Source organism: Pseudomonas sp. WJP1, assembly GCF_028471945.1.
Classification (GTDB): Bacteria; Pseudomonadota; Gammaproteobacteria; order Pseudomonadales; family Pseudomonadaceae; genus Aquipseudomonas.
In genome coordinates, this window is the sequence record NZ_CP110128.1 from 2456964 (window position 1) to 2482268 (window position 25305).

General features: G+C 60.3%; 20 protein-coding genes and 1 pseudogene. 17 read left to right on the plus strand and 4 right to left on the minus strand.

Annotated features, from left to right (window positions below):
• The first annotated feature begins 333 nt into the window (after window positions 1–333).
• From OH720_RS11170 to OH720_RS11220, 11 genes are all read left to right on the plus strand, one after another.
• On the plus strand, window positions 334–1002 hold the full coding sequence (locus OH720_RS11170) for a haloacid dehalogenase type II (protein WP_272605643.1): 669 nt from the start codon (window positions 334–336) through the stop codon (window positions 1000–1002).
• Window positions 1003–1033: 31 nt separating this feature from the next.
• Window positions 1034–2308, plus strand: a complete 1275-nt coding sequence (locus OH720_RS11175; RefSeq protein WP_272605644.1) for an NAD(P)/FAD-dependent oxidoreductase — start codon at window positions 1034–1036, stop codon at window positions 2306–2308.
• 94 nt (window positions 2309–2402) lie between these two features.
• Complete coding sequence (locus OH720_RS11180; protein WP_272605645.1) at window positions 2403–4040, plus strand: ABC transporter substrate-binding protein; 1638 nt, start codon at window positions 2403–2405, stop codon at window positions 4038–4040.
• Between the two features lie 44 nt (window positions 4041–4084).
• Complete coding sequence (locus OH720_RS11185; protein WP_008054857.1) at window positions 4085–5041, plus strand: ABC transporter permease; 957 nt, start codon at window positions 4085–4087, stop codon at window positions 5039–5041.
• Window positions 5038–5913, plus strand: a complete 876-nt coding sequence (locus OH720_RS11190) for an ABC transporter permease (protein WP_008054858.1) — start codon at window positions 5038–5040, stop codon at window positions 5911–5913. The genes OH720_RS11185 and OH720_RS11190 overlap by 4 nt, the downstream gene beginning before the upstream one ends.
• 1 nt (window position 5914) lies before the next feature.
• Complete coding sequence (locus OH720_RS11195; RefSeq protein ID WP_272605646.1) at window positions 5915–7756, plus strand: ABC transporter ATP-binding protein; 1842 nt, start codon at window positions 5915–5917, stop codon at window positions 7754–7756.
• A complete protein-coding gene (locus tag OH720_RS11200; RefSeq protein ID WP_272605647.1) occupies window positions 7753–8061 on the plus strand; it encodes a (2Fe-2S)-binding protein in 309 nt (102 codons plus the stop codon). Before OH720_RS11195 ends, OH720_RS11200 begins: the two co-directional genes overlap by 4 nt.
• A complete protein-coding gene (locus OH720_RS11205; protein ID WP_272605648.1) occupies window positions 8043–9434 on the plus strand; it encodes an FAD/NAD(P)-dependent oxidoreductase in 1392 nt (463 codons plus the stop codon). Before OH720_RS11200 ends, OH720_RS11205 begins: the two co-directional genes overlap by 19 nt.
• Window positions 9431–10585 (plus strand): NAD(P)/FAD-dependent oxidoreductase, encoded by a 1155-nt coding sequence (locus OH720_RS11210; RefSeq protein WP_272605649.1) that lies wholly within the window; start codon window positions 9431–9433, stop codon window positions 10583–10585. The genes OH720_RS11205 and OH720_RS11210 overlap by 4 nt, the downstream gene beginning before the upstream one ends.
• Complete coding sequence (gene argE, locus OH720_RS11215) at window positions 10582–11739, plus strand: acetylornithine deacetylase (RefSeq protein ID WP_272605650.1); 1158 nt, start codon at window positions 10582–10584, stop codon at window positions 11737–11739. Before OH720_RS11210 ends, argE begins: the two co-directional genes overlap by 4 nt.
• 237 nt (window positions 11740–11976) lie before the next feature.
• Window positions 11977–13434, plus strand: coding sequence for an NAD-dependent succinate-semialdehyde dehydrogenase (locus OH720_RS11220; RefSeq protein ID WP_272605651.1), 1458 nt, complete (start codon window positions 11977–11979; stop codon window positions 13432–13434).
• 336 nt (window positions 13435–13770) lie between these two features.
• On the opposite strand, the gene OH720_RS11225 is transcribed toward OH720_RS11220, so the two are convergent.
• Window positions 13771–14697, minus strand: a complete 927-nt coding sequence (locus tag OH720_RS11225) for a 2-hydroxyacid dehydrogenase (protein WP_008055817.1) — start codon at window positions 14695–14697, stop codon at window positions 13771–13773.
• Window positions 14698–14970: 273 nt separating this feature from the next.
• On the opposite strand from OH720_RS11225, the gene gabT reads away from it, so the two are divergent.
• From gabT to OH720_RS11240, 3 genes are all read left to right on the plus strand, one after another.
• On the plus strand, window positions 14971–16263 hold the full coding sequence (gabT, locus tag OH720_RS11230) for a 4-aminobutyrate--2-oxoglutarate transaminase (protein ID WP_272605652.1): 1293 nt from the start codon (window positions 14971–14973) through the stop codon (window positions 16261–16263).
• Between the two features lie 95 nt (window positions 16264–16358).
• Window positions 16359–17015, plus strand: a complete 657-nt coding sequence (locus tag OH720_RS11235) for an HAD family hydrolase (RefSeq protein WP_272605653.1) — start codon at window positions 16359–16361, stop codon at window positions 17013–17015.
• A 45-nt stretch (window positions 17016–17060) separates the two neighbouring features.
• Entirely contained in the window at window positions 17061–17549 is a 489-nt protein-coding gene (locus OH720_RS11240; protein WP_008055821.1) for an Lrp/AsnC family transcriptional regulator, read from the plus strand.
• A 192-nt stretch (window positions 17550–17741) separates the two neighbouring features.
• Here OH720_RS11240 and OH720_RS11245 read toward each other — a convergent pair whose 3' ends face one another.
• Both OH720_RS11245 and bamA read right to left on the minus strand, forming a co-directional pair.
• The gene (locus tag OH720_RS11245; RefSeq protein WP_272605654.1) at window positions 17742–19235 is read right to left on the minus strand and encodes an aldehyde dehydrogenase family protein; all 1494 of its coding nucleotides are present in this window, start codon (window positions 19233–19235) and stop codon (window positions 17742–17744) included.
• Window positions 19236–19527: 292 nt separating this feature from the next.
• A complete protein-coding gene (gene bamA, locus OH720_RS11250) occupies window positions 19528–21894 on the minus strand; it encodes an outer membrane protein assembly factor BamA (RefSeq protein WP_272605655.1) in 2367 nt (788 codons plus the stop codon).
• A 225-nt stretch (window positions 21895–22119) separates the two neighbouring features.
• Between bamA and OH720_RS11255 the strand changes: the two genes are divergently transcribed.
• From OH720_RS11255 to OH720_RS11265, 3 genes and pseudogenes are all read left to right on the plus strand, one after another.
• Window positions 22120–22803 (plus strand): response regulator transcription factor, encoded by a 684-nt coding sequence (locus OH720_RS11255; RefSeq protein WP_272605656.1) that lies wholly within the window; start codon window positions 22120–22122, stop codon window positions 22801–22803.
• Window positions 22800–24089 (plus strand): annotated as a pseudogene (locus OH720_RS11260) (HAMP domain-containing sensor histidine kinase). Before OH720_RS11255 ends, OH720_RS11260 begins: the two are co-directional and overlap by 4 nt.
• 91 nt (window positions 24090–24180) lie before the next feature.
• A complete protein-coding gene (locus OH720_RS11265) occupies window positions 24181–24630 on the plus strand; it encodes a hypothetical protein (protein ID WP_272605657.1) in 450 nt (149 codons plus the stop codon).
• Here OH720_RS11265 and OH720_RS11270 read toward each other — a convergent pair.
• Entirely contained in the window at window positions 24608–25303 is a 696-nt protein-coding gene (locus OH720_RS11270; RefSeq protein ID WP_180205934.1) for a response regulator, read from the minus strand. The two genes, OH720_RS11265 and OH720_RS11270, sit on opposite strands and share 23 nt — an antisense overlap.
• Window positions 25304–25305 lie beyond the last annotated feature (2 nt).

Genomic DNA, 25305 nt, shown 5'->3' on the forward strand with positions numbered 1-25305 from the left:
AGGGAGGCAGGCGAGCACCGCATGAACCGATGGGGAAGCTTCCGTGCGGCGCAGTTTCTGCGGGCAAAGGCGGTATACGCAGTCCGCGCAGGCTAATAAAGGTCCATAGGTGCGCATAAATAAGGGGTTTGCCCAAGGTTGGAGCGCACCGCAAAGTCTGCTGAGGGGAATGGCTAAAACGGTTATTTGTATCGAACGAAGATGACTTTTAACGCCATCTGCTGATTTCACGGTGTTGTAATGGCGGTGTGCTGCAGCGTTTCATCGCTGCCACGCAAACCAGGCAAATGCTTGTCGCGCCAATGACCTCAACGAACTTCAGGAACGCACTCAATGAGCTTTCTTCGCCCCAAATTCATTACGTTCGACTGCTACGGTACGCTGACCAATTTCCACATGGGCACGATGACGCGCGAGCTGTTTGCTGATCGCGTTCCACCGGAGCAAATGGATCAGTTCGTCAAGGATTTCTCGGCCTATCGTCTGGACCAGGTCATGGGTGACTGGATGCCCTACGACGAAATTCTCAAGACTGCCTTGGCGCGCACTTGCAAGCGCTGGGGGATTGAATACCGCGAGGAAGGCCAACTCTATTACGACGCCGTGCCAACCTGGGGCCCGCACCCGGACGTGCCGGCCGGCCTGTCGAAAATCGCCGACAAGATCCCTTTGGTGATTTTCTCCAACGCCAGTGACAGCCAGATCATGTCCAACGTCGACAAGCTTGGCGCGCCATTCCATAAGGTCTTCACCGCCGAACAGGCCCAGGCCTACAAGCCGCGGCTGGCTGCGTTCGAATACATGCTCGACAACCTTAACTGCGGTCCGGAGGACATCTTGCATGTATCCTCCAGCTTCCGTTACGACCTGATGCCGGCACACGACATGAAGATCAAGAACAAGGCCTTCGTCGCCCGTGGTCACGAAGTTCCGGCCAATGACTTCTACGGCTACCAGCAGATCACTGACATCGGTGGGCTGGCAGCGCTGGTCGGTCTGTAACGGCATCTTCATTGGCATAGGCGGATTAAACATGGGCAGTGAATCCTACTGGCTCGACACCGCACCGGCCTTCACCGGTGCACAGCTCGGTGCATTGCCCGGGCAGGTCGACGTGGCCATCGTCGGTGGTGGTTTCACCGGGTTGGCGGCGGCTCGGGCGTTAGCCCTCAAGGGCGCCAGTGTCGTGGTGCTGGAAGCCGGGCGGGTGATCGGTGAGGCCTCGGGCCGCAACGGTGGTCAGTGCAACACCGGCGTCGCCCAGGATTACGCCGGCCTCAGTGCCAGCCTCGGTGCCGACAAGGCGCGGGCCTATTATCAGGCCTATGAAAGCGCGGTGCAGAGTGTGGTATCGCTGGTGCAGCAGGAGCAGATCGCCTGCGATCTGATCCGCAACGGCAAGCTGAAGTTGGCCGCCAAGCCGATGCACTACGAAGGCCTGGCACGGACGTACGAATTGATTCGCCGGGAAGTCGATGCCGATGTCGAGTTGTTGTCCGCCGACCAGACCCGCGCCGAAGTCAATTCGGCGCAGTTCCACGGTGGTTTGCTGCAACGCAACGGCGTGCAGATGCACGTCGGGCGTTTTGGCGTCGGCTTGGCTGAAGCGGCGGTGCGTCACGGCGCGCTGATCCACCAGGGCACCTCGGTGCTGGACTGGAAAGCCCGGGCCGGCGGTTATCAGGTCAACACCAGCAAGGGTTCGCTGCACGCCGGGCAAGTATTGCTGGCTACCGGTGCCTGTCAGCACGGAGGTCTGGGCTGGTATCGGCGGCGGATCGTGCCGGTGGGCAGTTTCGTAATCGCAACCGAAGTGCTTCCCCAATCGCTGATTGACCAGTTGCTGCCAGGACATCGTGCCTATGTCACCAGCCGCATGATCGGCAACTACTTCCGCCTGACGCCGGACAACCGCTTGCTGTTCGGCGGCCGTGCGCGGTTTGCCATGTCCGACAGCGTCAACGACGCCAAGAGCGGCAAAGTGCTGCAAGCGGCTATGGCGCAGATGTTCCCGCAGTTGGCCAACGTGAAAATAGATTATTGCTGGGGTGGGTTGGTGGACATGACGTCCGACCGTTTGCCCCGGGCCGGCCAGCACGGCGGTGTCTATCACTCCATGGGTTACAGCGGCCATGGGGTGCAGATGTCTGTGCACATGGGCCAGGTCATGGCCGAAGTGATGGGTGGGAAAGTCGAGGCCAACCCATGGCGCGAACTCGACTGGCCGGCGATCCCCGGTCATTTCGGCAAACCGTGGTTCCTGCCTTTCGTGGGCGCCTATTACCGTTTCCAGGACTATCTGCATTGAGTTGATGTTGTGGCGTCACCGTCGTCTACGTTCCCAGGACGTTCCGGTCAACCGGGACACTCGAGCCTTCTTATTTTCGACAGGTACAACCGATATGACAGACAACAATAACGACTCCAAACTGATCTCCGGCCAAGAAAGCCTGCGAGTATTCGAAGGCCTCAATCGCGGCATGTCACGCCGCAGCGCGCTGCAAATGCTCGGTGTGGCGGGTGTCGCCGCCGCGGGAGCAGGTAGCCTGTTTGGTGCCGCCGGCAAGCTGTTCGCCGACGAAGCGGCTGCCCCCGGCAAAGGCAAGCCGGGTGGGCGAATTCGTGTCGCCGGCATGTCCAGCTCCACCGCTGACACCCTCGATCCAGCCAAAGGCGCGCTGTCCACCGACTACGCGCGCCACTTCATGTTCTACAACGGCCTGACCCGTTTCGACAGCCATCTGGTGCCGCAACTGGAGCTGGCCGAGCGCATCGACAACACCGATGCCACGCTGTGGACCATCACCTTGCGCAAGGACGTGACCTTCCACAATGGCAAAACCCTGAGCGCCGCTGACGTGGTGTTCTCGTTGTCGCGACACAAGGACCCTCTGACCGGTTCCAAGATCATGCCGCTGATGGAGCAGTTCACCGAGATCAAGGCTACGGGCACCAACGAGGTACAGATCCGCCTGAGCGCGCCGAACTCCGAGCTGCCGTCGATCCTTGCCGTGTCGCACTTGCTGATCGTTCCTGAAGGCACCACCGACTTCAATCAGGGCATCGGCACCGGGCCGTTCAAGGTCAAGGAATTCAAACCGGGCGTACGTTCGGTTGCCGCGCGCAACACCGGCTACTGGAAACCGGGCCTGCCGTATCTCGACGAGATCGAGTTCATCGCGATTGCCGACGAACCGTCGCGAGTCAACGCGTTGCTATCCGGCGACGTGCATATGATCAACGAGGTCAACCCGCGTTCCACCAACCGGATCAAGGCCAGCGCCAAGCACCGGGTCGTCGATGCACCATCGGGCAACTACACAGACTTGATCATCCGCCAGGATCAGATGCCGGGCAAAAGTGCGGAATTCACCCAGGCCATGAAGTACCTGCTGGACCGCGAACAGGTCAAATCCGCTGTGTTCCGTGGCTTTGCCGTCGTCGGTAACGATCACCCGATTGCACCCGGCTCGCGTTACTACAACGCTGACCTGCCGCAAAGAGTCTATGACCCGGAAAAAGCCAAGTTCCTGCTGAAGAAGGCCGGTATGGAAAGCATCAGCATGCCGGTGGTGGCGTCACCAGCGGCCACCGGTTCGGTGGACATCGCGGTGCTGCTGCAGCAATCGGCGAAGCAGGCCGGCCTCAAGCTTGACGTCAACCGCTTGCCGAGCGACGGCTACTGGTCCAACCACTGGATGAAGCACCCGCTGAGCTTCGGCAACATCAACCCGCGGCCGAACGCCGACGTGATGTTCTCGCAGTTCTTCCAGTCGAAGGCGCCATGGAACGAATCCGGTTGGCAGAACGATCAGTTCGACCAGCTGCTGATGCTCGCCCGCGCAGAAACCGACGACGCCAAACGCAGCAAGATGTACGCGGACATGCAGGCTCTGGTGCATGACCACAGCGGTATCGGCGTGCCGGTTTTCATCAGCAACATCGACGGTGTCGACCAGCGCATCAAAGGCTACGGCAGCAACCCGCTGGGTGGCTTCATGGGCTACATGTTCGCCGAGCAGGTCTGGCTGGACGCTTGATGGTGGTCAGGTAGTACGTCAGGGACAGTGCAGGAGGGTAGGCGATGAATAGCAACACGCTGTGGTTGATCGGCCGGCGTCTGGGCGCCGCGGTCGTGACTTTGTTGATCGTGTCGATGGTCGTGTTTGCGATCACGGCAGTGCTTCCCGGGGACGCAGCGCAACAATCCCTCGGGCAGTTCGCCACGCCGGAACAGGTGGCGGCACTGCGCCTGAAACTGGGGCTCGATCAGCCCGGTGTGGTGCGTTACCTCCACTGGTTGATGAACCTGCTCAGCGGCGACATGGGCCAGTCGGTGTCCAACGCCATGCCGGTCGGCGAGTTGATGGCCGGCCGAGTGCCCAACACCCTGATGCTGGCGGCCGCCACGGCGCTGGTATCGGTTCCGGTGGCGCTGATTCTGGGCATCGGCTCGGCAATGGGGCGCGGTGGGCGCATTGACAGCTTCCTGAGCTTCTTCACCCTGGCCATGGTCGCCGTCCCGGAGTTTCTGGTGGCGACTCTGGCGGTGCTGATTTTTGCGGTGAATCTGGGCTGGTTGTCGGCGCTGTCCTATGCCAGCGACATCACTTCACCCTGGCAATTCATGCGCACTTATGCCTTGCCGGTGATGACTTTGTGCTGCGTCATCGTTGCGCAAATGGCCCGCATGACTCGGGCGGCGGTGATCGATCAACTCGACAGCCCTTATGTGGAAATGGCCCGGCTCAAAGGCATAAGCCCAATGCGCATCGTGCTGACCCATGCCTTGCCTAACGCAATCGGGCCGATTGCCAATGCGATCGCCTTGAGCCTGTCGTACCTGCTGGGTGGGGTGGTCATCGTCGAGACAATCTTCAACTATCCCGGCATCGCCAGTTTGATGGTCGATGCCGTTACCAACCGTGACATGGCGCTGGTGCAGGCCTGCACCATGCTGTTCTGCACGGCGTACCTGGGGTTGGTGCTGATTGCCGACCTGTGCGCGATTCTGTCCAATCCGAGGCTGAGAAACCAATGAACAATCTCATTGTTAAATCGACGCCTGCGACACCCGACCTGTCGGTTGGCAAGGTGTCACATGGTCCGGCCTGGCTGGGTCTGATCGGGGCTGCAACCTGTGTCATCTGGTTGCTGGTGGCGATCTTCGGGCCGTTGCTGGCGCCGCACCCGGTGGGCGAAGTGGTCTCCGACAATGTCTTTGACAACATCAGTGCCCTTTACCCGTTTGGCACCGACTACCTGGGGCGCGACATGCTCAGTCGCGTTCTCGTCGGCGCACGCTTCACTGTTGGCCTGGCATTGATTGCGGCAGTGTTGGCCAGTGGCTTGGGCACCGGTTGCGCGCTGCTGTCGGTGGTTTCGCCCAAATGGCTGGACGAAGTCATCAGTCGCTTGATGGATGCCTTTATCTCGATCCCGAGCAAGATGCTGGCGCTGATCATGGTCTCCGCCTTCGGATCTTCCGTGACCTTGTTGGTCTGTACCGCTGTGCTGAGTTTCACCCCCGGCGCGTTCCGCATCGCCCGCAGCATGGCAGTGAATATCGAAACCCTGGAGTACGTACAAGTCGCTCGCACACGTGGCGAGCGCCGGTTGTACATCGCTTGCGTGGAAATCTTGCCCAATATGCTCAACCCGGTGCTGACTGACCTGGGCCTGCGCTTTGGTTTCATCGTGTTGCTGCTCAGTGGCATGAGTTTTCTTGGCCTCGGTGTGCAACCGCCCGATGCGGACCTCGGTTCGCTGGTGCGGGAAAACATCGGCGGCTTGAACCAGGGGGCGCCAGCCATCGTGATCCCGGCCCTGGCCATCGGCACCCTGACCATCGGTGTGAATCTGTTTATCGACAGACTGTCGTCCCGACGTAGTCGCCGTACGGGAGGCCATTGAAATGAGTGAATTGATTCGAGTCCAAGACCTGCGCGTGGTCGCGTGTGGTGAGCGCGGTGAAACGGAAATCGTCAAAGGCGTGAGCTTCGCCCTGAAAAAAGGTGAAGTCCTGGCGTTGATCGGTGAGTCCGGTTCCGGCAAGACCACCATCGCACTGGCGTTGCTGGGTTATGCCCGGCGTGGTTGCCGGTTATCTGGCGGCGTGGTCCAGGTCGGCGAGCACAACATGCTCGCGCTGAGTGAGCAACAATTGCAGGGGCTGCGCGGTAATCGGGTGTCGTACATCGCGCAAAGCGCGGCGGCGGCGTTCAACCCGGCGAAGAAACTGATCGATCAAGTGGTGGAAGGGGCGTTGATTCATGGCCTGGGCACCCGCGTCGTGCTCGAAGCCAAGGCCGTCGAATTGTTCCGTGACCTGGCCTTACCGGACCCGGACAACATCGGTCAGCGCTACCCGCACCAGGTCTCTGGCGGGCAGTTGCAACGGGTGATGGCGGCCATGGCACTAATCAGCGATCCGTTGCTGGTGGTGCTCGACGAGCCAACCACCGCCCTTGACGTGACCACCCAGATCGACGTGCTGCGTGCCTTCAAACGTGTGGTTCGGGAGCGTGGGGCGACAGCGGTCTACGTCTCCCACGACCTGGCAGTCGTCGCGCAAATGGCCGATCAGGTCGTCGTGCTCAACGGTGGCCAGATTTTCGAACAGAGCGCGACCGCGCCGCTGCTCAAAGGCCCGGCCCACGAATACACCCGCAGCCTGCTGGCCGCCGCGCGGCCGGACACGACGATTCGTCCTCCCTGCGGTGTCGCTGAAGACGAACCGCTGCTGACCATCAAGAGCCTGACCGCCGGCTACGGCAACAAGAACGCACAAGGCATGCCGTCGATCCGTGTACTGGAAGACATCGACCTGACTGTGCGCCGGGGCCAGGCCATCGGCGTGATCGGTGAGTCGGGCTCGGGCAAATCGACCCTGGCGCGAGTGGTGGCGGGCTTGTTGACGCCTGCGTTGGGTGGCTTGACCTTCGATGGCCAGCCACTGGGTGGCTGCCTGTCCGAGCGCACTGACGACCAGTTCCGCCGCATCCAGATGGTCTTTCAGAACGCCGACACCGCGCTCAACCCGATGCACAGCATCAGCACCATTCTGAGCCGGCCGCTGAAGATGTATTTCGGCCTCAAGGGCGCGGCGTTGCGTGAGCGTATCGGCGAGCTGCTGGATCTGGTGCGCTTGCCCCGGACCTTGGCCGAGCGCCGTCCAAACGAACTGTCCGGCGGGCAAAAACAACGGGTCAATCTGGCCCGGGCGCTGGCCGCCAAACCGGATCTGATCCTCTGCGATGAGGTGACCTCGGCGCTGGATACCGTCGTCGGTGCCGCGATTCTCGAACTGCTGCGCGACCTGCGTCAGCAACTGGGGGTTTCGTACCTGTTCATCAGCCATGACATTTCCACCGTGCGGGCCCTGTGCGACGACATTGTGGTGATGTACAGCGGTCGCAAAGTCGAGGCGGGCAGCCGCCAGTCGTTTACCCAGGCACCGTTCCATCCATACACGGATCTTTTGATCCATTCGGTGCCGGAACTGCGCCAGGGCTGGCTGGAAAACTGTGGGACCAGCTGCGGCGAGTTGCCGTCAATTGGCCCGAAAGCCAACGTGTCGGAACTCTGCACTTTCCTCAGTCGTTGTCCGGTGCGTGTTGATGGCCTGTGTAATCGAGTCGCCCCGAACCGACGGATCGTCGACGGCGGCAGTGAAATCCTCTGTCACCACGATAGCGCCGAATTGCTGAAAACCCAGCAGGATCTGATCACCATGACTCAGGGAGCCTACGCATGAAAGGGCGTTTTGTGAGGTTGGCGGAGCAGGGTCGACCGACCGTCAGCTTGAGGGTCGACGGCGCGCCCATCGAGGCGCTGCAAGGTGACACCCTGATGGTGGCGTTGCTGACCCAGGGCAACGTGTTGCGTCAGTCAGAGTTTGATTCAGGTCGGCGTGCTGGTTTCTGCCTGATGGGCGCATGCCAGGATTGCTGGGTCTGGACCCGCAGTGGCGAACGCCTGCGGGCGTGCTCCAACGAAGTCCGTGAAGGGCTGGATATCGTCACCACACAACCGGAGGCGACATGGCCACTGCGCGGTTGAGTTCCAGGAAAGTTGTCATCGTCGGAGCCGGGCCGGCCGGTATTCGCTGTGCCGAGACCCTGCTGACGGCTGGCATCAAGCCTATTTTGATCGAAGAAAATCGCCGCGATGGCGGGCAGATCTACCGGCGTCAACCGGAGGGCTTCACCCGGGACTACAGCGCACTGTACGGCACCGAAGCCACCAAGGCCCGAAACCTGCACGAAAGCTTCGACCGCTTGCGCGAGCGTATCGACTATCGCCCGAACACCTTGGTGTGGAACCTGACGCCAGGGCAACTGCATTGCGTCAGCCAGGGCCACCACTCGACGGTGGATTACGACGCGCTGATCCTGTGCACCGGAGCCACCGACCGCTTGATGCCGATTGACGGGTGGCAGTTGGCGGGCACCTACAGCCTTGGGGGCGCGCAGATTGCGCTTAAGTCCCAGGCGGTTTCGATTGGTCACAGTGTGGTGTTCATCGGCAGCGGTCCGTTGCTGTATCTGGTCGCCACTCAGTACCTCAAGGCGGGCGCCAATGTGGCGGCGGTGCTCGACACTTCGCCGCTGAGCAAGCGTATCGGTGCGTTGCCAAAATTGCTGGCGCGCCCCGGGGTGCTGTTCACCGGGATGAAACTGCTGGCGCAGCTGTATCAGGCGAAGATTCCAGTGCACTTGGGCATTAAACCGCAGCAAGTGCAGGGCGATGCGGCCAGCGGGGTCAGCGGCGTGCGCGTACTGACCGCCCGTGGCGAGACGTTGAATGTGCAGTGCGATGCTGTGGCCCTCGGTTACCACTTGCGCCCGGAAACCCAGTTGGCGGATCTGGCCGGTTGCCGCATGCGCTTCGACGACGCGTCTGGCCAATGGTGGCTGTCGGTGGATGAAGAAGGTCGGACCACGGTCAACGGTGTGTATGCCGCCGGTGACGGCTCGAAGATTCGCGGTGCCGACGCTGCCGAACATGCCGGTCGCCTCGTGGCGATGGCATTGCTGGAAGATCTGCAGCAACCGGTGAACGCAGGCCTGCGTGACGAACAACGCCAGGCGTTGGCGGTGATGGACCAGTTTCGCCTCGGCCTGGCCCAGGCGTTTCCCTGGCCTGCCGAACAAGCCAAGGCCTTGCCCGACAGCGCCATCATTTGCCGCTGCGAGATGATCAGCGCCGGTGAACTGCGCCGTACCGTCAGCGAAAAGGGTGCCTGCGAGGTTAACCGGGCCAAAGCGTTCAGCCGGGTCGGCATGGGCCGCTGCCAAGGCCGTTACTGCTCCCAGGCCGGGGCCGAGGTGATTGCCGCCGCCGCTGGCGTCAGCGTGCAACAGGTCGGTCGGCAACGGGGGCAGGCCCCGGTCAAACCCTTGCCGATGACCATCATTGAGGAGCCCTCATGAAACCGCAAAAAAGCGATGTCCTGATTATCGGCGGCGGCATCATGGGCGCGGCGTCGGCCTTTTTCCTGCGCCGGCGTGGACACTCGGTGACCCTGCTGGAGCGTGACCAGATCGGTCAGTACGCCAGCGGTGTGAACTTCGGCAACGTCCGGCGCCAGGGCCGCTACCTGGGGCAACTGGAATTGGCCAACCGTTCCTGGGCGTTGTGGAAACGTTTGCCGGAACTGATCGACGATGACCTGGAGTTCATCGCCAGCGGCCACATGCGTGTGTGTTATCGCGAAGACGAAATTGTTGAGTTGGAGGCCTACGCCGCCGCACCGGAAGCGGCGCAACTGGACCTGAAAATCTATCGCGGCGCCGAGTTGCACAAACGCTTTCCGTTCCTTGGGCCGGACGTGAAGGGTGGCTCCTATGCACCCCACGATGGTCACGCTAACCCGCGACTTGCGGCTCCGGCGTTTGCCCGGGCGGCGCGGCGTCTCGGAGCACGCATCGAAGAACAGACGGAAGTGGCCGAGGTGCAGAAGGTTGGCGGCGAGTTCAGCGTGACCACCACCGATGGTCGTCAATTCAGCGCCGCTCAGTTGCTGATCACCGCCGGTGCGTGGGGGCAGAAACTGTCCGAACAATTCGGCGAACCGGTGCCGCTGGACACCCACGGCCCGCAAATGGCGGTGACTGAGCCTGTGCCTTACGCCTTGCCGACGGTGATTGGCGTGTACACCAAGATCCCGGAGGAGGTGATTTACTTCCGGCAGATCACGCGAGGCAATATCGTCATCGGTGGTGGTTATCGCAGCAAACCGGACATGCTCAATCGCCGGGCCTACGTTGAGCCGCGCAGCATCCTCAACCAGATCCATCAAATGCGCCGCCTGCTGCCCGGCTCCGAGAAGCTGAACATCATCCGGGTCTGGAGCGGTATCGAAAGTTATCTGCCTGACTCCCTGCCGATCATGGGCACCAGCGGCACCGTCGATGGCTTGTTCTACGCGTTCGGATTCTGCGGTCACGGCTTCCAGCTCGGCCCGGGCGTCGGCGACGTGATGGCTGAACTGATCAGCACCGGCAGCACCAGCACGTTGATTGAGCCGTTCTCCATACGCCGGTTCGCCCATTTTGCCGAACTACGGAGCAAGGCCTCATGAAACCCCGTGTATTGGATATTCTCAAACGTTTGATGGCCTTCGACACCGTCTCTTGTGAGTCGAACATGGCCCTGATCGAATACGTGCGCGACCTGCTGCTGACCAAAGGCATCGAGTCGCTGATCGTCAAGGACCAAACCGGGAAGAAGGCCAACCTGTTCGCCAGCACCGGTCCCAAGGAGTTGCCGGGGATTCTGCTGTCCGGGCACACCGACGTAGTACCGGCCGAGGGGCAAGCCTGGACCTTTCCTGCATTTGAGGCGACGGTACAGAACGGCAGGATTTACGGTCGTGGCAGTTGCGACATGAAGGGATTTATCGCACTGGCCATCGACGCGATGCTCGATGCGGCCGACCACTCTCTGAGTCGACCGCTGCAACTGGCGTTGTCCCATGACGAAGAAATCGGTTGTGTCGGCGTGCGGCGTTTGCTGGACGTGCTGCACCTTACGCCGGTGCGACCGTTTTTGTGCCTGATCGGTGAGCCGACCAACATGCAATTCGTCCTCGGGCATAAGGGCAAGGGCTCCTATCGGACTTACTGCCGGGGCCTGGAGGCGCATTCCTCGCTGGCACCGCTGTCGGTCAATGCCATTCACGTGGCGAGTGACTTCATCGGGGTGCTACGCCAGAGCCAGCAGCAACTGCGCGAGCAGGGCGCCCAGGATGCCGACTACGACGTGCCTTATAGCACCGTACATGTCGGGCAGATTGGCGGTGGCCGTGCGCTGAACATCGTGCCTAACCTGTGCACCCTGGATTTCGAAGTACGCAACTTGCCGGCGGATAATCTGGAGCAGATCCTGGCGCAGATGCAGGAACACGCCGAAGTGATCGTGCGCGAGGCTAAAAAGCTCTCCAGCGTGGCGGCCATCGAGATCGAAACCCTCAACGTCTACCCAGGCCTGGACACCCACCCGAGCGTCGAAGCGGTGCGCTTTTTGAAAAACTTCGCGGCGCCGGATACCGGTACTGCAAAGGTTTCGTTTGGCACCGAAGGCGGATTGTTCAAGCAGCGTCTGGATGTTCCGGTGGTGGTCTGTGGCCCGGGTTCGATTGAACAGGCGCACAAGCCGGATGAGTTCATCGAGATCAGTCAGATGGAGGCCGGGGAGCTGTTTCTGGGTGGATTGCTCGGTTCACTGAAACTGTGAGAACCCTGTGGGAGCGAGCCTGCTCGCGATAGCGTCAGAACAGTCAACCGCTTCATCGACTGCACCAACCCAATCGCGAGCAGGCTCGCTCCCACAAAAATTTGTGTTTATCTGACAAATATAAATCTGCCGTTCCACCGCCATTTTCAGCATCCGACACTGTCCGAAAAGCGCTTTCAGCATCCTCATCCGCTACGTCTCCCTAGACTGGAATCTGTCTCGGATCAGGACTCGACCATGCTCAAGAATCGTTTGAAAGACCCCAGCCTTTTGGCAGAACTCGCTTATGTAGACGGGAAGTGGATTGGCGCCGAGGACGGTGCGACGCTGGACGTCTTCGACCCGGCCAGCGGTCAGTTGCTCGCTCGCGTTCCGGCCATGCAAGGCGCGGAAACTCGGCGTGCCATTGAGGCGGCGGAAAAAGCCTGGCCCGCCTGGCGTGCACGTCCGGCAGCAGAGCGCGCGGCGCTGCTGGAGCGTTGGTATCAGGCCATGATCGACAACCTCGACGACCTGGCCTTGATCATGACCTGTGAACAGGGAAAGCCGCTGGATGAAGCCAAGGGCGAAATTCGTTATGGCGCCGGCTTCGTTAAATGGTTCGCCGAAGAAGCCAGACGGGTCTACGGCGAAACCATGCCTGCCCCCACCGGTGACCGTCGACTGTTGACCCTCAAGCAACCGGTCGGCGTGTGTGCAGCGATCACCCCGTGGAACTTCCCCAACGCGATGATCACCCGCAAGTGCGCACCGGCACTGGCTGCGGGTTGCCCGATCATCGTCAAACCTTCGGACCTGACGCCGCTGTCGGCCCTCGCGTTGGCGGTACTGGCCGAGCGCGTCGGCATTCCGGCAGGGGTATTCAACGTATTAAGCGGCATGCCCGCGGGCATTGGCGAAGAGCTGACCGGCAACCCGACAGTGCGCAAGATTTCCTTTACCGGTTCTACCGCCGTGGGGCGTTTGCTGATGCGCCAGAGCGCTGAGCACATCAAGCGCTTGAGCCTGGAGCTGGGCGGTAACGCGCCATTCATTGTCTTTGACGATGCGGACCTCGAACAGGCCGTTGCCGGGATCATGCTCAGCAAGTTTCGTAACGCCGGCCAGACCTGCGTCTGTGCCAACCGGATTCTGGTGCAGGACGGCATCTATGAGCGCTTCGCCCAGCGTCTGGTCGAGGAGGTCGGCAAGCTCAATGTTGGCAATGGCCTCGATGCCGACGTGACCATCGGCCCGTTGATCAACAAGGCCGCCGTGAGCAAAGTCGCGCGGCACATCGACGATGCCCTGAGCCAGGGTGCGCAGTTGCTGTGCGGTGGTATTCCCGACGGTGTCAGCCAGTTCGTGCAACCCACGGTTCTCGGCGAGGCCCACGCCGGCATGCTGCTGGCGACCGAAGAAACCTTCGGCCCGGTAGCGCCGTTGATGCGTTTCACCGACGAAGCCGAAGCCCTCGCGCTGGCCAACGCCACGCCTTACGGTCTGGGTGCCTACTATTTCACTCAGGATCTGCGTCGCTCCTGGTGTTTCGGCGAGGCGCTGGAGTTCGGCATGGTTGGCCTCAACACCGGGATCATTTCCATGGAAGTCGCACCGTTCGGCGGCATCAAGCAATCGGGCCAGGGCCGTGAAGGCAGCAAATACGGCCTGGATGAATACCTTGAAGTCAAAGCCTTCCACATCGGCGGGTTGTAATTCACAGACACGGGGAGGCATAACTGATAGACAAGGTATTCAAGATCGCGCGATTGCCGGCGATGGCATGGGCAAGAAGTCTTTTGCAGGCGATCGAATGGGTGAGCTGACGGACCGATCACGCCGGATCTGGGCGGGAAGGGCTCGACTCAGGATCTCGGCAAAGCCATCGCCGACATCACACCGCGACCGCTGTGGGAGCTGGCTTGCCAGCGATGAAGCCGGAACATTCAGCCTCTTTGTTGACTGATCCACCGCTATCGCTGGCAAGCCAGCTCCCACAAGTCCCGTGTGTGCTCGCGATATTCGCGGCACCACAAAAAGCCGTGCGGATATTCAGTAACCCTGGTGGCGGTCGATCTGACCGGCCATGGGCTCGCCGCGTTCGAACCGTCGGAGATTCTCCAGCAACACCCCAAACGCACTTTCAGGCTGGGTCATTGCCGCAATATGCGGCGTCAGCAGAATCTGCGGATGGCTCCAGAACGGATGATCCGCCGGCGCCGGTTCTTCCTGCAGTACATCCAGCACCGCGCCACTGAGCTGCCCGCTGTCCAGTGCCTCCAGCAGGTCACTTTCCACCAGATGCCCACCACGTCCCATGTTGATCAGCGCCGCGCCGTGGGGCAGTTGTCGAAATAGCTGACGATCAAGAATGCCCTGGGTCTGCTCAGTCAGCGGTAGCACACACAGCAGAATGTCGCACTGACTGAGAAACACCGTCAGCTGTTCGCGACCGGCATAACAATCCACACCCGCTATGCGATGGGCGCTGCGTGCCCAGCCTTTCAACGCGAACCCCATGGGTTGCAAGGTGGCGAGAATCTGTTGCGCCTGGGTGCCGAGGCCCATCACGCCCACCCGGCGCCTGGCCGACGGTTGCAGCAGGTGCGCCTGCCAGCACCGGGCCATCTGCTGCTGACGATAACGCAGCATGTCCCGGTGCAGGCTGAGCACGGCAAAACTGGCGTATTCGCACATGCCGCGAGTGATGCCGGGGTCCAGCAGGCGCACCACTGGCAGGCTCTCAGGCAAGCGAGCGAGGTCCAGTTGATCGACCCCGGCGGACAATGCGAACAATACCTTCAGATTCGGCAGCAACGCCTCGATATCATCCGGTGCCTGCCACGCGGCCAGGTACTCGATGTCTGTGGGGTCGCCAATATCCGGCCAGGCGCGCCATTCGATATCCGGTGCGTGTTCGGCAAACAGGGCTTTCCACTGTTCGCCGCGCACAGGGTCAGCTTTGTAAAGCAGGGCCATGGTCAATTCCTGAAGGGATGAAAGTGGTCCCATCATCGCGCAACGCCAGCGCAGGATGTGTCGAAAGCGTTGGGTTAAACGGGTTGCGCCACGTCGGATCGGTGGGACTACAGCAGATTCGGCGGGCTGAAGGAATCTGCCGTTTAGCAGGGTGAAAACAGTGGAACCGGATTTCTCAGGGGCCAAGTTCGGCGTAGTTCGTTCCGAGCAAGCCTTAATCTGAACACCATCTGCAATCACCTCCGGGCTGCCGGACTCACGATGGGAAATGCCATGAACAGCAAAGTCGACCAAACCCCTCATTTGCTCCGTCAGCGCGATCAGTTCGTGCCGCGGGGCCTGGTGACCGCTCATCCTTTGGTGATTGATCGTGCCCAAGGTGCCGAATTGTGGGATGTGGATGGCAGGCGCTACCTGGATTTTGTCGGGGGTATCGGTGTACTGAACATCGGCCACAACCACCCTAAGGTGGTTGCGGCGGTTCAGGCGCAACTGCAAAAAGTATCCCATGCCTGCTTCCAGGTGGTCGCCTATAAGCCTTACCTGGATCTCGCCCGGCGCCTGTGCGAAATGATCGGCGGTAAAGAAGCCTACAAAGCCGCGTTCTTCACTTCCGGTGCTGAGGCCGTGGAAAACGCGGTGAAAATCGCCCGAGCTCACACTAACCGTTCGGCGGTGATTGCCTTCCGTGGCGGTTTTCATGGACGGACCCTGCTCGGCACCACGCTGACCGGCATGAGCCAGCCGTACAAACAGAACTTCGGGCCGTTCGCCCCCGAAGTGTTCCATACGCCGTATCCAAACGCTTATCGCGGTGTCACCAGCGAAATGGCGCTCAAGGCGCTGGACGAACTGCTTGCCACCCAGGTTGCGCCGGAGCGGGTCGCGGCGATCATCATCGAACCGGTGCAGGGCGACGGTGGTTTCCTCTCGGCGCCGAAGGAGTTCCTTCAGGGGCTGCGGGCGCTGACGGAAAAACACGGCATCGTGCTGATCCTCGATGAAATCCAGACCGGGTTCGGCCGTACCGGCAAGTGGTTCGGTTTCCAGCACGCAGGCATCCAGCCAGACCTGGTAACCGTCGCCAAGAGCCTGGCCGGTGGCTTGCCGTTATCCGGTGTAGTCGGCAAGGCCGAGATCATGGACGCGCCATTGCCCGGTGGCTTGGGCGGTACCTACGGCGGCAACGCGTTGTCCTGCGCGGCGGCACTGGCGGTCATAGAGGCTTACGAAGAGGAACAGTTGCTGGCGCGCGGTGAAGCGTTGGGCGAGCAATTACGCCAAGGACTGCTTGGCTTGCAGTGTCGTCACCCACAAATCGGCGATGTGCGCGGCACCGGTTTCATGCTCGCGATTGAGTTGATCAAGAATGACGAAGCCCGTACACCGGACGCCGATCTGAACCAGCGGCTGATCGATGAAGCGCGTAAGGGTGGCTTGCTGGTGATTAAGTGCGGCGTGTGCCGCAACGTACTGCGCTTCCTCGCGCCGTTGGTGGCGACCGAAGCACAGGTCGACGAAGCGGTGCAAATTCTGGACGCGGCATTGGCGCGGGTATTGAACTGACGTCCTGCCGGCTCGGGGCGGTGCCGCAAGGCATCGCTCGTGAGCATTTGTGGGGCATGGATTGATCGAATGTATCATCGGAGGCTGTGTACACCATGGGGCTGACTGATTATCGAGCGCTGGTCATCGATTGCGATGAGGTCCTGGTCGATCGCGACTCGGGGGTCTGGACGGCGTTGCAACCGCTGCTCGACAGCCGGGGTGGGCACCCGGACAAGGAACAGGTGCTGGCTGAATACAGCGAGGTGGTGCGGGCACTGTATCCACGCTTTGGCGAGCTGGGTTTTAGTGGACTGTTGTGTTTCGCCCACCGCCAGTTGGCCGAGCGCTGGGGGCTGAAGGCCAGTTGGGAGGAGGGCATGAGTTTCGCCCGTTCGGTGGCCAGCTGGTCGTTGTTCGAGGACGCACCGGGGGCAATGTTGTACCTGCGCAAGTTCTATCGCCTGCTGGTGAAAGGCGACCGGGATGCCGAGGATCGCGGATTGCTCTGTGAGCGTTTGGGGATCATGGCCGACGACTTGATTTCGTTGGCCAGCGACCCATTCCAGGATCCGCAATGGCTGAAGGCGAACGCGCTTGAGCCCGCGCAGATCCTGCAAGTGACCCGGCCTTCAGCCAGTCGACAGGCAAGTATCGATGTCTGTCTGATCTGCCGCGGTCGGGTCAAACCGCCGACGCCTTGTGCTGCGGATTACTGCATCAACAGCATGGCGGACCTGGTGACTCAACATCAACTGTCTTTACGGCGCTGATTTTGCTAGAAGATTGTCCTACAAATGGCAGTCAAGAGGTACTCAATGGAAGGTTTAGTCAAACTGGACCGCATCGACATCAGCATTTTGGTCGAGCTGCAAAAGGACGGGCGCATGACCAATGTCAGCCTGGCCGATGCCGTTGGATTGTCGGCCAGCCCCTGCCTGCAACGGGTCAAACGGCTGGAGTCGGCCGGGTACATCTCCAGCTACAAGGCACACTTGAACCTGGCGAAGATCACTGATTCGGTCACGGTCTTCACCGAGATCACCTTGAGTGACCACAAGCGCGAAGACTTCGCCAAATTCGAGTCGAATATTCGCCTGGTGGACGAAGTGCTCGAATGCCATTTGATCAGCGGTGGCTACGACTACCTGGTGCGCTTCATGACCCGCAGTATTCAGCACTATCAGGAGGTCATTGAAAGCCTGCTGGACAAGAACATCGGCATCTCGAAGTACTTCAGTTACATCGTCATCAAATCCCCCGTGCTCAAGGACGGTGTGCCGTTGCGTAAGTTGCTGCGGCACTGACCTGGGTGGCACTCCAATTCCCGAATCAACTTCCTGTGGGAGTGAGTTGTTTTGCAGTGCGTATTGCACCATGTCAGGGCGTTGAGCCGTTGCAGTCTCATGTCACGCTTCATCGTGGTGCAAGGCGCATAAGGGGGCAGTTAACTGCCCCCCTGGAGTGCGACCGTTTCGGTGTCGAAAGGGCCCAGTGCTTTATTCACCCGAATTAATAGAAGAGTCTGGAGATTCACCGAATCCAATGATTGCTTTGGTTTCCAGATACTCTTCAAAGCCGTAGACCCCGTATTCACGACCATTGCCAGATCGCTTGTAGCCACCGAAAGGCGCCATTGGATTCCAGGCGGGGTAATTCAGATGCACTTGTCCCGCGCGGATACGAGAGGCTACGGCGCGTGCGAGTTCCAGGTTCTGAGACTGAACGTGGGCACCCAGCCCATAGACCGTATCGTTTGCGATAGCGACGGCCTCATCGATTGTTTCATACGCAATGATGCACAGTACCGGCCCAAAGATTTCTTCCTGAGCGATCCGCATCGCTGAATCGACCTCGGAGAAAACAGTCGGTTGGGTGTAGAAGCCCGTTTCATAACCCGGCACGCGTCCTGGTCCGCCGCAAACGAGCTTTGCGCCTTCATTCAGGCCAGCCTCGATCATTGTTTGTACGCGCTTGAACTGGGGCTCGTTGGCAATCGGACCGAGTACAGTCTCTTCAGATTGCGGATCACCGACGATGATCGCATTGGCGGTGGCAGCCGCTAACGCTTCGACTTCCGCCAGCCTTCCCCTGGGAACAATCATTCTTGTCGGGGCGCTGCACGACTGTCCTACGTTGCGAAACGCAGACATCACGCCCAGTGGCACGGCTTTGGCGAAGTCGGCGTCGGGAAGCAGCAGGTTCGGCGACTTGCCTCCCAGTTCTTGAGTGACGCGTTTTACCGTAGGGGCGGCCGCTTGTGCGACCAGCGCGCCAGCCCGGTTTGAGCCAGTTATCGAAATCATATCGATATCGGCATGCGCAGCCATGGCTCCGCCGACCTCGGGACCACTACCATTCACCAGGTTGAAAACCCCTTGTGGGAGACCTGCGTCATGCACTATCTGTGCAAAAAGCAGGGCGCTCAGAGGTGACAATTCACTTGGCTTGAGGACCACTGTGCATCCGGCAGCAATAGCCGGTGCGACTTTTGCGGTGATTTGATAAAGCGGCCAGTTCCACGGTGTGATGAGACCGCAGACGCCTATGGGTTCGCGTTCAATCGCGGTGCCGCCTTCAACCGTTTGGAAACGATAGGTGGACAGAAGATCCCTTGCGACCCGAACGTGTTCGGCCGCCAGAGGCACTTGCATAGCCCGTGCGAAGCCGATGGCAGCGCCCATTTCCAGAGAGAGGGCCTGCGCAAGAGCTTCTTTTCGTTCAAGGATGAGCTCGTAGATCTTTCCAAGCACTAGCGCACGTGACGCAGCGGAGGAAGAAGACCAGCCAGGAAGCGCTGCACGCGCCGCAGCTACTGCCCGATCAACGTCCGCGGCAGTCCCGCTTGCTACCTCTGCAACAACGGTTTCACTCGCCGGATTGATCACCGGCAAACTGGCAGGACTTGCTGGAGCAGACCAACGACCGTTGATATAAAACTGCTGTGACCTTTGCGGATCAACGCGGTAGCTATTCGAAGATTGTGTTGTCATCCAGCTAGCTCCTTGGAGCGGTGATAGGCGCTGCAAACAGCAGAGCCGGGAGGTTGCGACTCAGAGCAGCGCTGTGACGATCCATATATTCCCAGGGCCCTGTTACCTGAATAAGCTAACAAAACACCCCAGGCAAAATATGCCGTTGTTGAAGTCGGCAAGGGAGAATCTGCTGTATCTCACGGGCTAACTTTGTATCTACGCGCAAATCCCCTGGCTTTGGTCCGATCAGTATCAGAGTAACCTGCAGGCCCTTGGCTACTTCAGTGGCGCAGGGGCGGTGTTATTGGAGTCAAAAGGTTTGCCCCATGGAGAACTGGAACACTTGCGTGTCGGCATCCTCGGGCGTTCGAATCGGGAACGCCAGGTTGGCGCTCAAGGGACCCAACGGACTGTACCAGGTAACGCCAATACCTACGGAGCTGGCCATCTGGTCGAGGTCGACACCGTCGCACCCCTGGGTGGTGCTCAGGTAGCACTTGTTGGAATAGACGCTGCCGACGTCCCAGAACACCGAGGTGCGCAGGGATTTGTTGTCTTTGATGAAGGGCATCGGGAACAGGTATTCCACTCCGCCGGTGATGAGGATGTTGCCGCCCAGGGCGTCGGTGTCCCGGTCTGAGTAATACGCTTGCCCGGCACTGGCATAGGTACCGGTGGCCGGGGTGTTACGCGGGCCGAGGGTGCCGCTTTTAAAGCCGCGAACCGAACCCTCGCCACCGGCGGTGTAGTTTTCATAGAAGGGCAGGCCGTCGGTTGAGCCGTAGCTGTTGCCATAGCCGAGCTTGGTATGGAAACGCAGCGAGGTGGCTTCGCTGACTGGCAGGAAAGCCTGCCCGGTGTAATCGATCTTGTAGAAGCTCAGGTCACTGCCGGGCAGCGTCACCATGAGGTTCAGGTTCTGCGAATGTCCGCGGGTGGCCAATATGCCGCGGTTCAGGGTCGACTCCGACCAGCCGAGGCTGGCCTTGAAGTTGGTGAATTGCTTGCCCTCACGTTCGATAAAGTCGTAGATCTCATCGGCGCTGTAGGTCCCTGGCTCGAGACTGTCATGTTGCGCGCTCAGGCCGAAACTCATCCGTGACGTTTCATTGATGGGGTAGCCGAACGTGGTACCGGCACCATAGCTGTTGATGGCGTAGTACGAAACGCCGTTATCGTAGTAGTCGCTGTAATCGGTCGCGCTGTAGAACAGGTTGTAACCCAGGCTCACCCCGTCGGGGGTGAAGTAGGGGTTGGTAAAACCGAAGTTGTACTTGCTTTGGTATTGCGAACGGGTAAGGCCGACGCTGGCATAGTTGCCGGTCCCCAGGAAATTGCTCTGGGTGATCGAACCCCCGAGGATCAGGCCCGCGCTCTGGGCGAAACCGACGCTGGCGGTAATCGAACCGGACGCCTGCTCTTCAACGCCGTAGTTCACGTCCACCTGGTCATCGACACCCGCCACCGCCGGGGTTTCGACGTTGACGTCCTTGAAGAAACCCAGCCGCTCCAGGCGGGTCTTGGACTGGTCGATCAGGTAGGTCGATGCCCAGCCACCTTCCATCTGGCGCATTTCACGGCGCAATACCTTGTCGTCGGTCTTGGTGTTGCCACGGAAGTTGATGCGGTTGACGTAGGCACGCTTGCCCGGATCGACGGCGAAGGTGATATCAACCGTTTGGTCGCCATCGTGGGGCTGAGGCACGCCGTTGACGTTGGCGAAGGTGTAACCCTCGTTACCCAGGCGACGGGTGATCAGGTCGGACGTGGTGGTCATCAGCTTGCGCGAGAACACCTGGCCTTTCTGCACCAGCAGCAGGGACCTGACCTGCTCTTCGGGGACTTTCAGGTCGCCGCTGAGCTTGATGTCGCCAACCCTGTACTTATGGCCTTCGTTGATGTTGACGGTGATGTAGATGTGTTTCTTGTCCGGTGTGATCGACACCTGGGTCGAGGTGATGTCCATGTTGATGTAGCCGCGGTCCAGGTAATAGGAGCGCAGGCGCTCCAGGTCGCCGGAGAGTTTTTCGCGGGCGTACTTGTCGTCGTTCTTGAAGAACGACAGCCAGTTGCTGGTCTTGAGGGTGAACTGATCGGTCAATTGCTCGTCGCTGAAGACAGTATTGCCCACCACGTTGATGTGCTGGATGGTCGCGACAGAGCCTTCATCTATGTTGATTTTCAGGCCCACACGGTTGCGCGGTTGTGGCACCACTTCGGTGTCGACGGTAGCCGAGTAGCGGCCCTGGGCGACGTATTGGCGCTGCAGTTCGTTACGCACACCTTCGAGGGTGGCGCGCTGGAAGATCTCGCCTTCGGCCAGGCCGGATTGCTTGAGGCCCTTCATCAGGTCCTCGGTGGAGATCGCCTTGTTGCCCTCGATCTCGATACTGGCAACTGACGGGCGTTCGACCACGGTGATGATCAGGACATCACCGTCACGGCCCAGCTGGATATCCTGGAAGAAACCGGTTTTGAACAGTGCCCGGGTGGACTCCACCAAACGCTGATTGTCTGCGTCATCACCGACGTTCAACGGCAATGCGCCGAACACGCTGCCAGCAGAGACCCGTTGTAGGCCGTTGATGCGAATATCGGAGATTTTGAAGCCTTGGGCGTGCGCAAGTGTGACATTTAGCAAGAGGGCAACCGTGCAGAGCAGACGCGAAAAATTCATCAAGATCTTTTTCCAGGACACATCGACAAGCAGCGTAGGCGGGCGCGGATATCTCAAGACAAGACGAGGTACCGCTGGGCGGGCAGGCTGGTGGAGTGCAAGCATAAAAGCTCGGTGCGTTTGGTGCGGTTAACCAAGTGTCAAGTTAGGTAAAGGTTTGTGTAAGGCCATGACGCTGCGCGGTGCGCGGGCGATAATGGGCTGATACCCACTCAAGAGCTCTCCATGATTTGCGTATTGCTAGTTGACGACGACCAGGAACTGACTGGAATGCTCAGCCAGTACCTGGAGCGCGAAGGCTTCGAGGCGACGGCGGTGCACTCGGGCGAGGAGGGTGAAATTCATGCGCTTTCCGGGCGCTACAGCATCGTGGTGCTGGACGTGATGCTACCCCGCCTGTCGGGCATCGAGGTGCTCAGGCGCATTCGGGCCGTCAGCCAGGTGCCGGTGGTGCTGCTGACGGCCCGTGGCGACAACATCGACAGGATCACCGGCCTGGAACTGGGCGCCGATGACTATGTGCCCAAGCCCAGCTCGCCGGGTGAACTGGTGGCGCGGTTGCGGGCGATCATGCGCAGGGTACAGCCGGCGGACCAGCCCGCCACGGAAGTGATCAGGACCGGCCCGCTGGTGTTGTGGCCCGGCAAGCGCCAGGCCCATTGGCAGGGGAGCGAGCTGGGCGTGACCAGCACCGAATTCAGCTTGCTTGAAGAACTGGCGCGAAACGCCGGGCAGGTCGTGAGCAAACAGGATCTGTCGCTCAATGCGTTGGGCTGTCCCTTGACCCGCTACGACCGGCGCATAGACGTGCACATCAGCAGCATCCGCCAGAAGCTGGGCCCGCGCCCCGACACCAAGGCCTGGATCCAGAGCGTACGTGGCCTCGGCTACCTGTTGATTGCCGAATGATGAAGCCGGGTCGCCTGTTCTGGAAACTGTTCCTGGCGTTCTGGCTGGCTACCAGCCTGACGTTCCTGGTCGGGCTGGGCATTCTGGTGCTGGGAAATTTCGGCCCCGGGGATCCTCATCTGGAGGCGATCCTGGCCAGCGAAAAACAGCTGCTTGAACAATTTGGCATCGAGTCCGGCCGACAGTTGCTGACGGTGTGGGAGCACCCGGACGACCAGGCGATTGGCGTGTACGACCTGGCAGGTCAGCTGCTGGCGGGATCGCCGGTTCCGCATCCGGCCTATGAACGATCGGTCATCAGCAAGGAAGGTGTCGCGCTGTCGCTCAGATCCTCACAGTCTCCCGGCAATGCCGGTGACAGAGGGCCCGGGCGCTCGATCCCGTTGATCATCGGCACGGTGATGAGTGCGCTGTTCAGCGGGTACCTGGCGTACTACCTGGCCTGGCCGCTGGCCTATCTGAGACGGGCGATGAGCGACGTGGCACAGGGGCGTTTCGAAACCCGGGTCAAGCCGATGATGGGCGGGCGCCGCGATGAAATCGTCGATCTGGCCGAGGACTGCGACCGCATGGCCAATCAGCTGAAACTGCTGGTGCAGGCCCAGCAACACCTGTTGCACGACATCTCTCACGAACTGCGTTCTCCCTTGACGCGCATGCAAGCGGCCATCGGGCTGTTACAGCAAGACCCGGCACGCCAGGAAATGGTGGAGCGCATCGAGCGTGAGTCGGTGCGCATGGACACGTTGATCGAGGCATTGCTGACCCTGGCACGCGTGCAGGGCCGCCCCGACAGTATCGAGCGCGAGCCACTCGATATCATTGAACTGCTGGTGGGGATTGTCTAGGACGCTCAATTCGAGGCCGCCATGAAAGGCTGCCGGGTCAGCCTGCAAGCGTGTCCAGCCTTTGTCAGTCGCGTCAGTGGCGAGCTGTTGTACCGGTGTTTCGAGAACGTCATCCGAAACGCCGTGCGATATACCCGGCCGGGCACGACGGTTGTCGTGTCGGCCGAGGTCAATCCCGGCACACACTGCCTGAGGGTCTGGATCACCGATCAGGGGCCGGGTGTTGTAAGCGAACGGCTGCAGAGCATTTTTCATCCGTTCGAGCGCGGTGTGAGCGAAGCGTGTGCCGGTTTCGGACTGGGCCTGGCGATCGCCGCAAGAGCCGTGGAAATGCATGGCGGCACGATCAGCGCACGTAACGAGCCATCCGGGGGGCTGACCGTGGAAATCAACCTGCCGGGCCTGGTCTGGTCTTTACACGAAATTACATTGGCTTGACGGCCCTGAACGCATCACCTCAGTAGACTTCCCGCTCAAACTTACTCAGCGTTTGCTGATGTCCTGGTGAAGTCATTGAGCGGAGGTGGTGATGTTTCTGGTCCATAAAAAGGGATTCGTGTCCGGCAAGAAAATGGTCGACGGGCTGGTGCCCTATGATTTTTTTTGCGAAGACAACCCGGCCATCAACCTGTTCGTGTTTACCGGCTCTGCCACGCCGGGCAACGCGGTGGAGGAACAGACGCTCTGGGGCTTTACCCGCCTGGAGCGTTTCGAGGCGTTGACCGGCACGCTGGTGTCGAACAAAAAGAATGCCGGCTGGTTTCAAAAGGTCAATGTGCTCACCGGGCCAGCCCAGAACGGCACCCAGGGCGTGAAGTTCCAGCGGGTGCTGAAAATCATCAAGCATCTCGGTGTGTCGGATCGCGTCGCCAACAAGGCGCATTACGAGATCCAGACGGACGAAGGCGACACCTACTTCACCCGCCCGCCTACTGCGTCAGACAGCGCGCAAACCATCATCTATGCGGCGGATCAGTAACGAGCTGAAACCGGTAGCCCACGCCATACAACGACTCGATGGGATTCTCCCCCGGGCAGGCCTGTTCGAGCTTGCGCCGCAGATTTCGAATATGGCTGTCGACCGTGCGATCGGTCACCACTCGATGATCGGAGTAGATCTTGTCGAGCAACTGATCCCGGGAAAACACGCGCCCTGGCGAGCGGGCGAGGGTGCTGAGCAATCGCAGTTCCAGAGGCGTCAGGTCCAGTGCGATACCGTCGAGGACGGCCTTGTACTGCTCTTCATCAATCTGCAGGCGCGATGGCGCAGACGCCAGAAGGTGCGGGCTGCGTCGCAGGATGGCCTTGACCCGGGCGACGACTTCACGCGGGCTGAAAGGTTTACAGATGTAGTCGTCGGCACCCAGGTCCAGTCCGAGCAGGCGATCCACTTCCTCGACCCGGGCGGTGATCATGATGATGGGCACCGCACTGAAGCTGCGCAGTTCCTTGCACACTTGCAGGCCATCACGTCCGGGCAGCATCAGGTCGAGCAAAATCAGTCGGGGCTCACGGGCACGCACCACCGGCACCACGTCCAACCCGTTGTCCAGACACTGGGTCGGGTAACCGGCAGCGCTCAGGTAGTCGCGCATCAGCGCGGCCAGTTTGGGTTCATCTTCAACGATGAGAATCGGCGTGTCGTTGACCATGG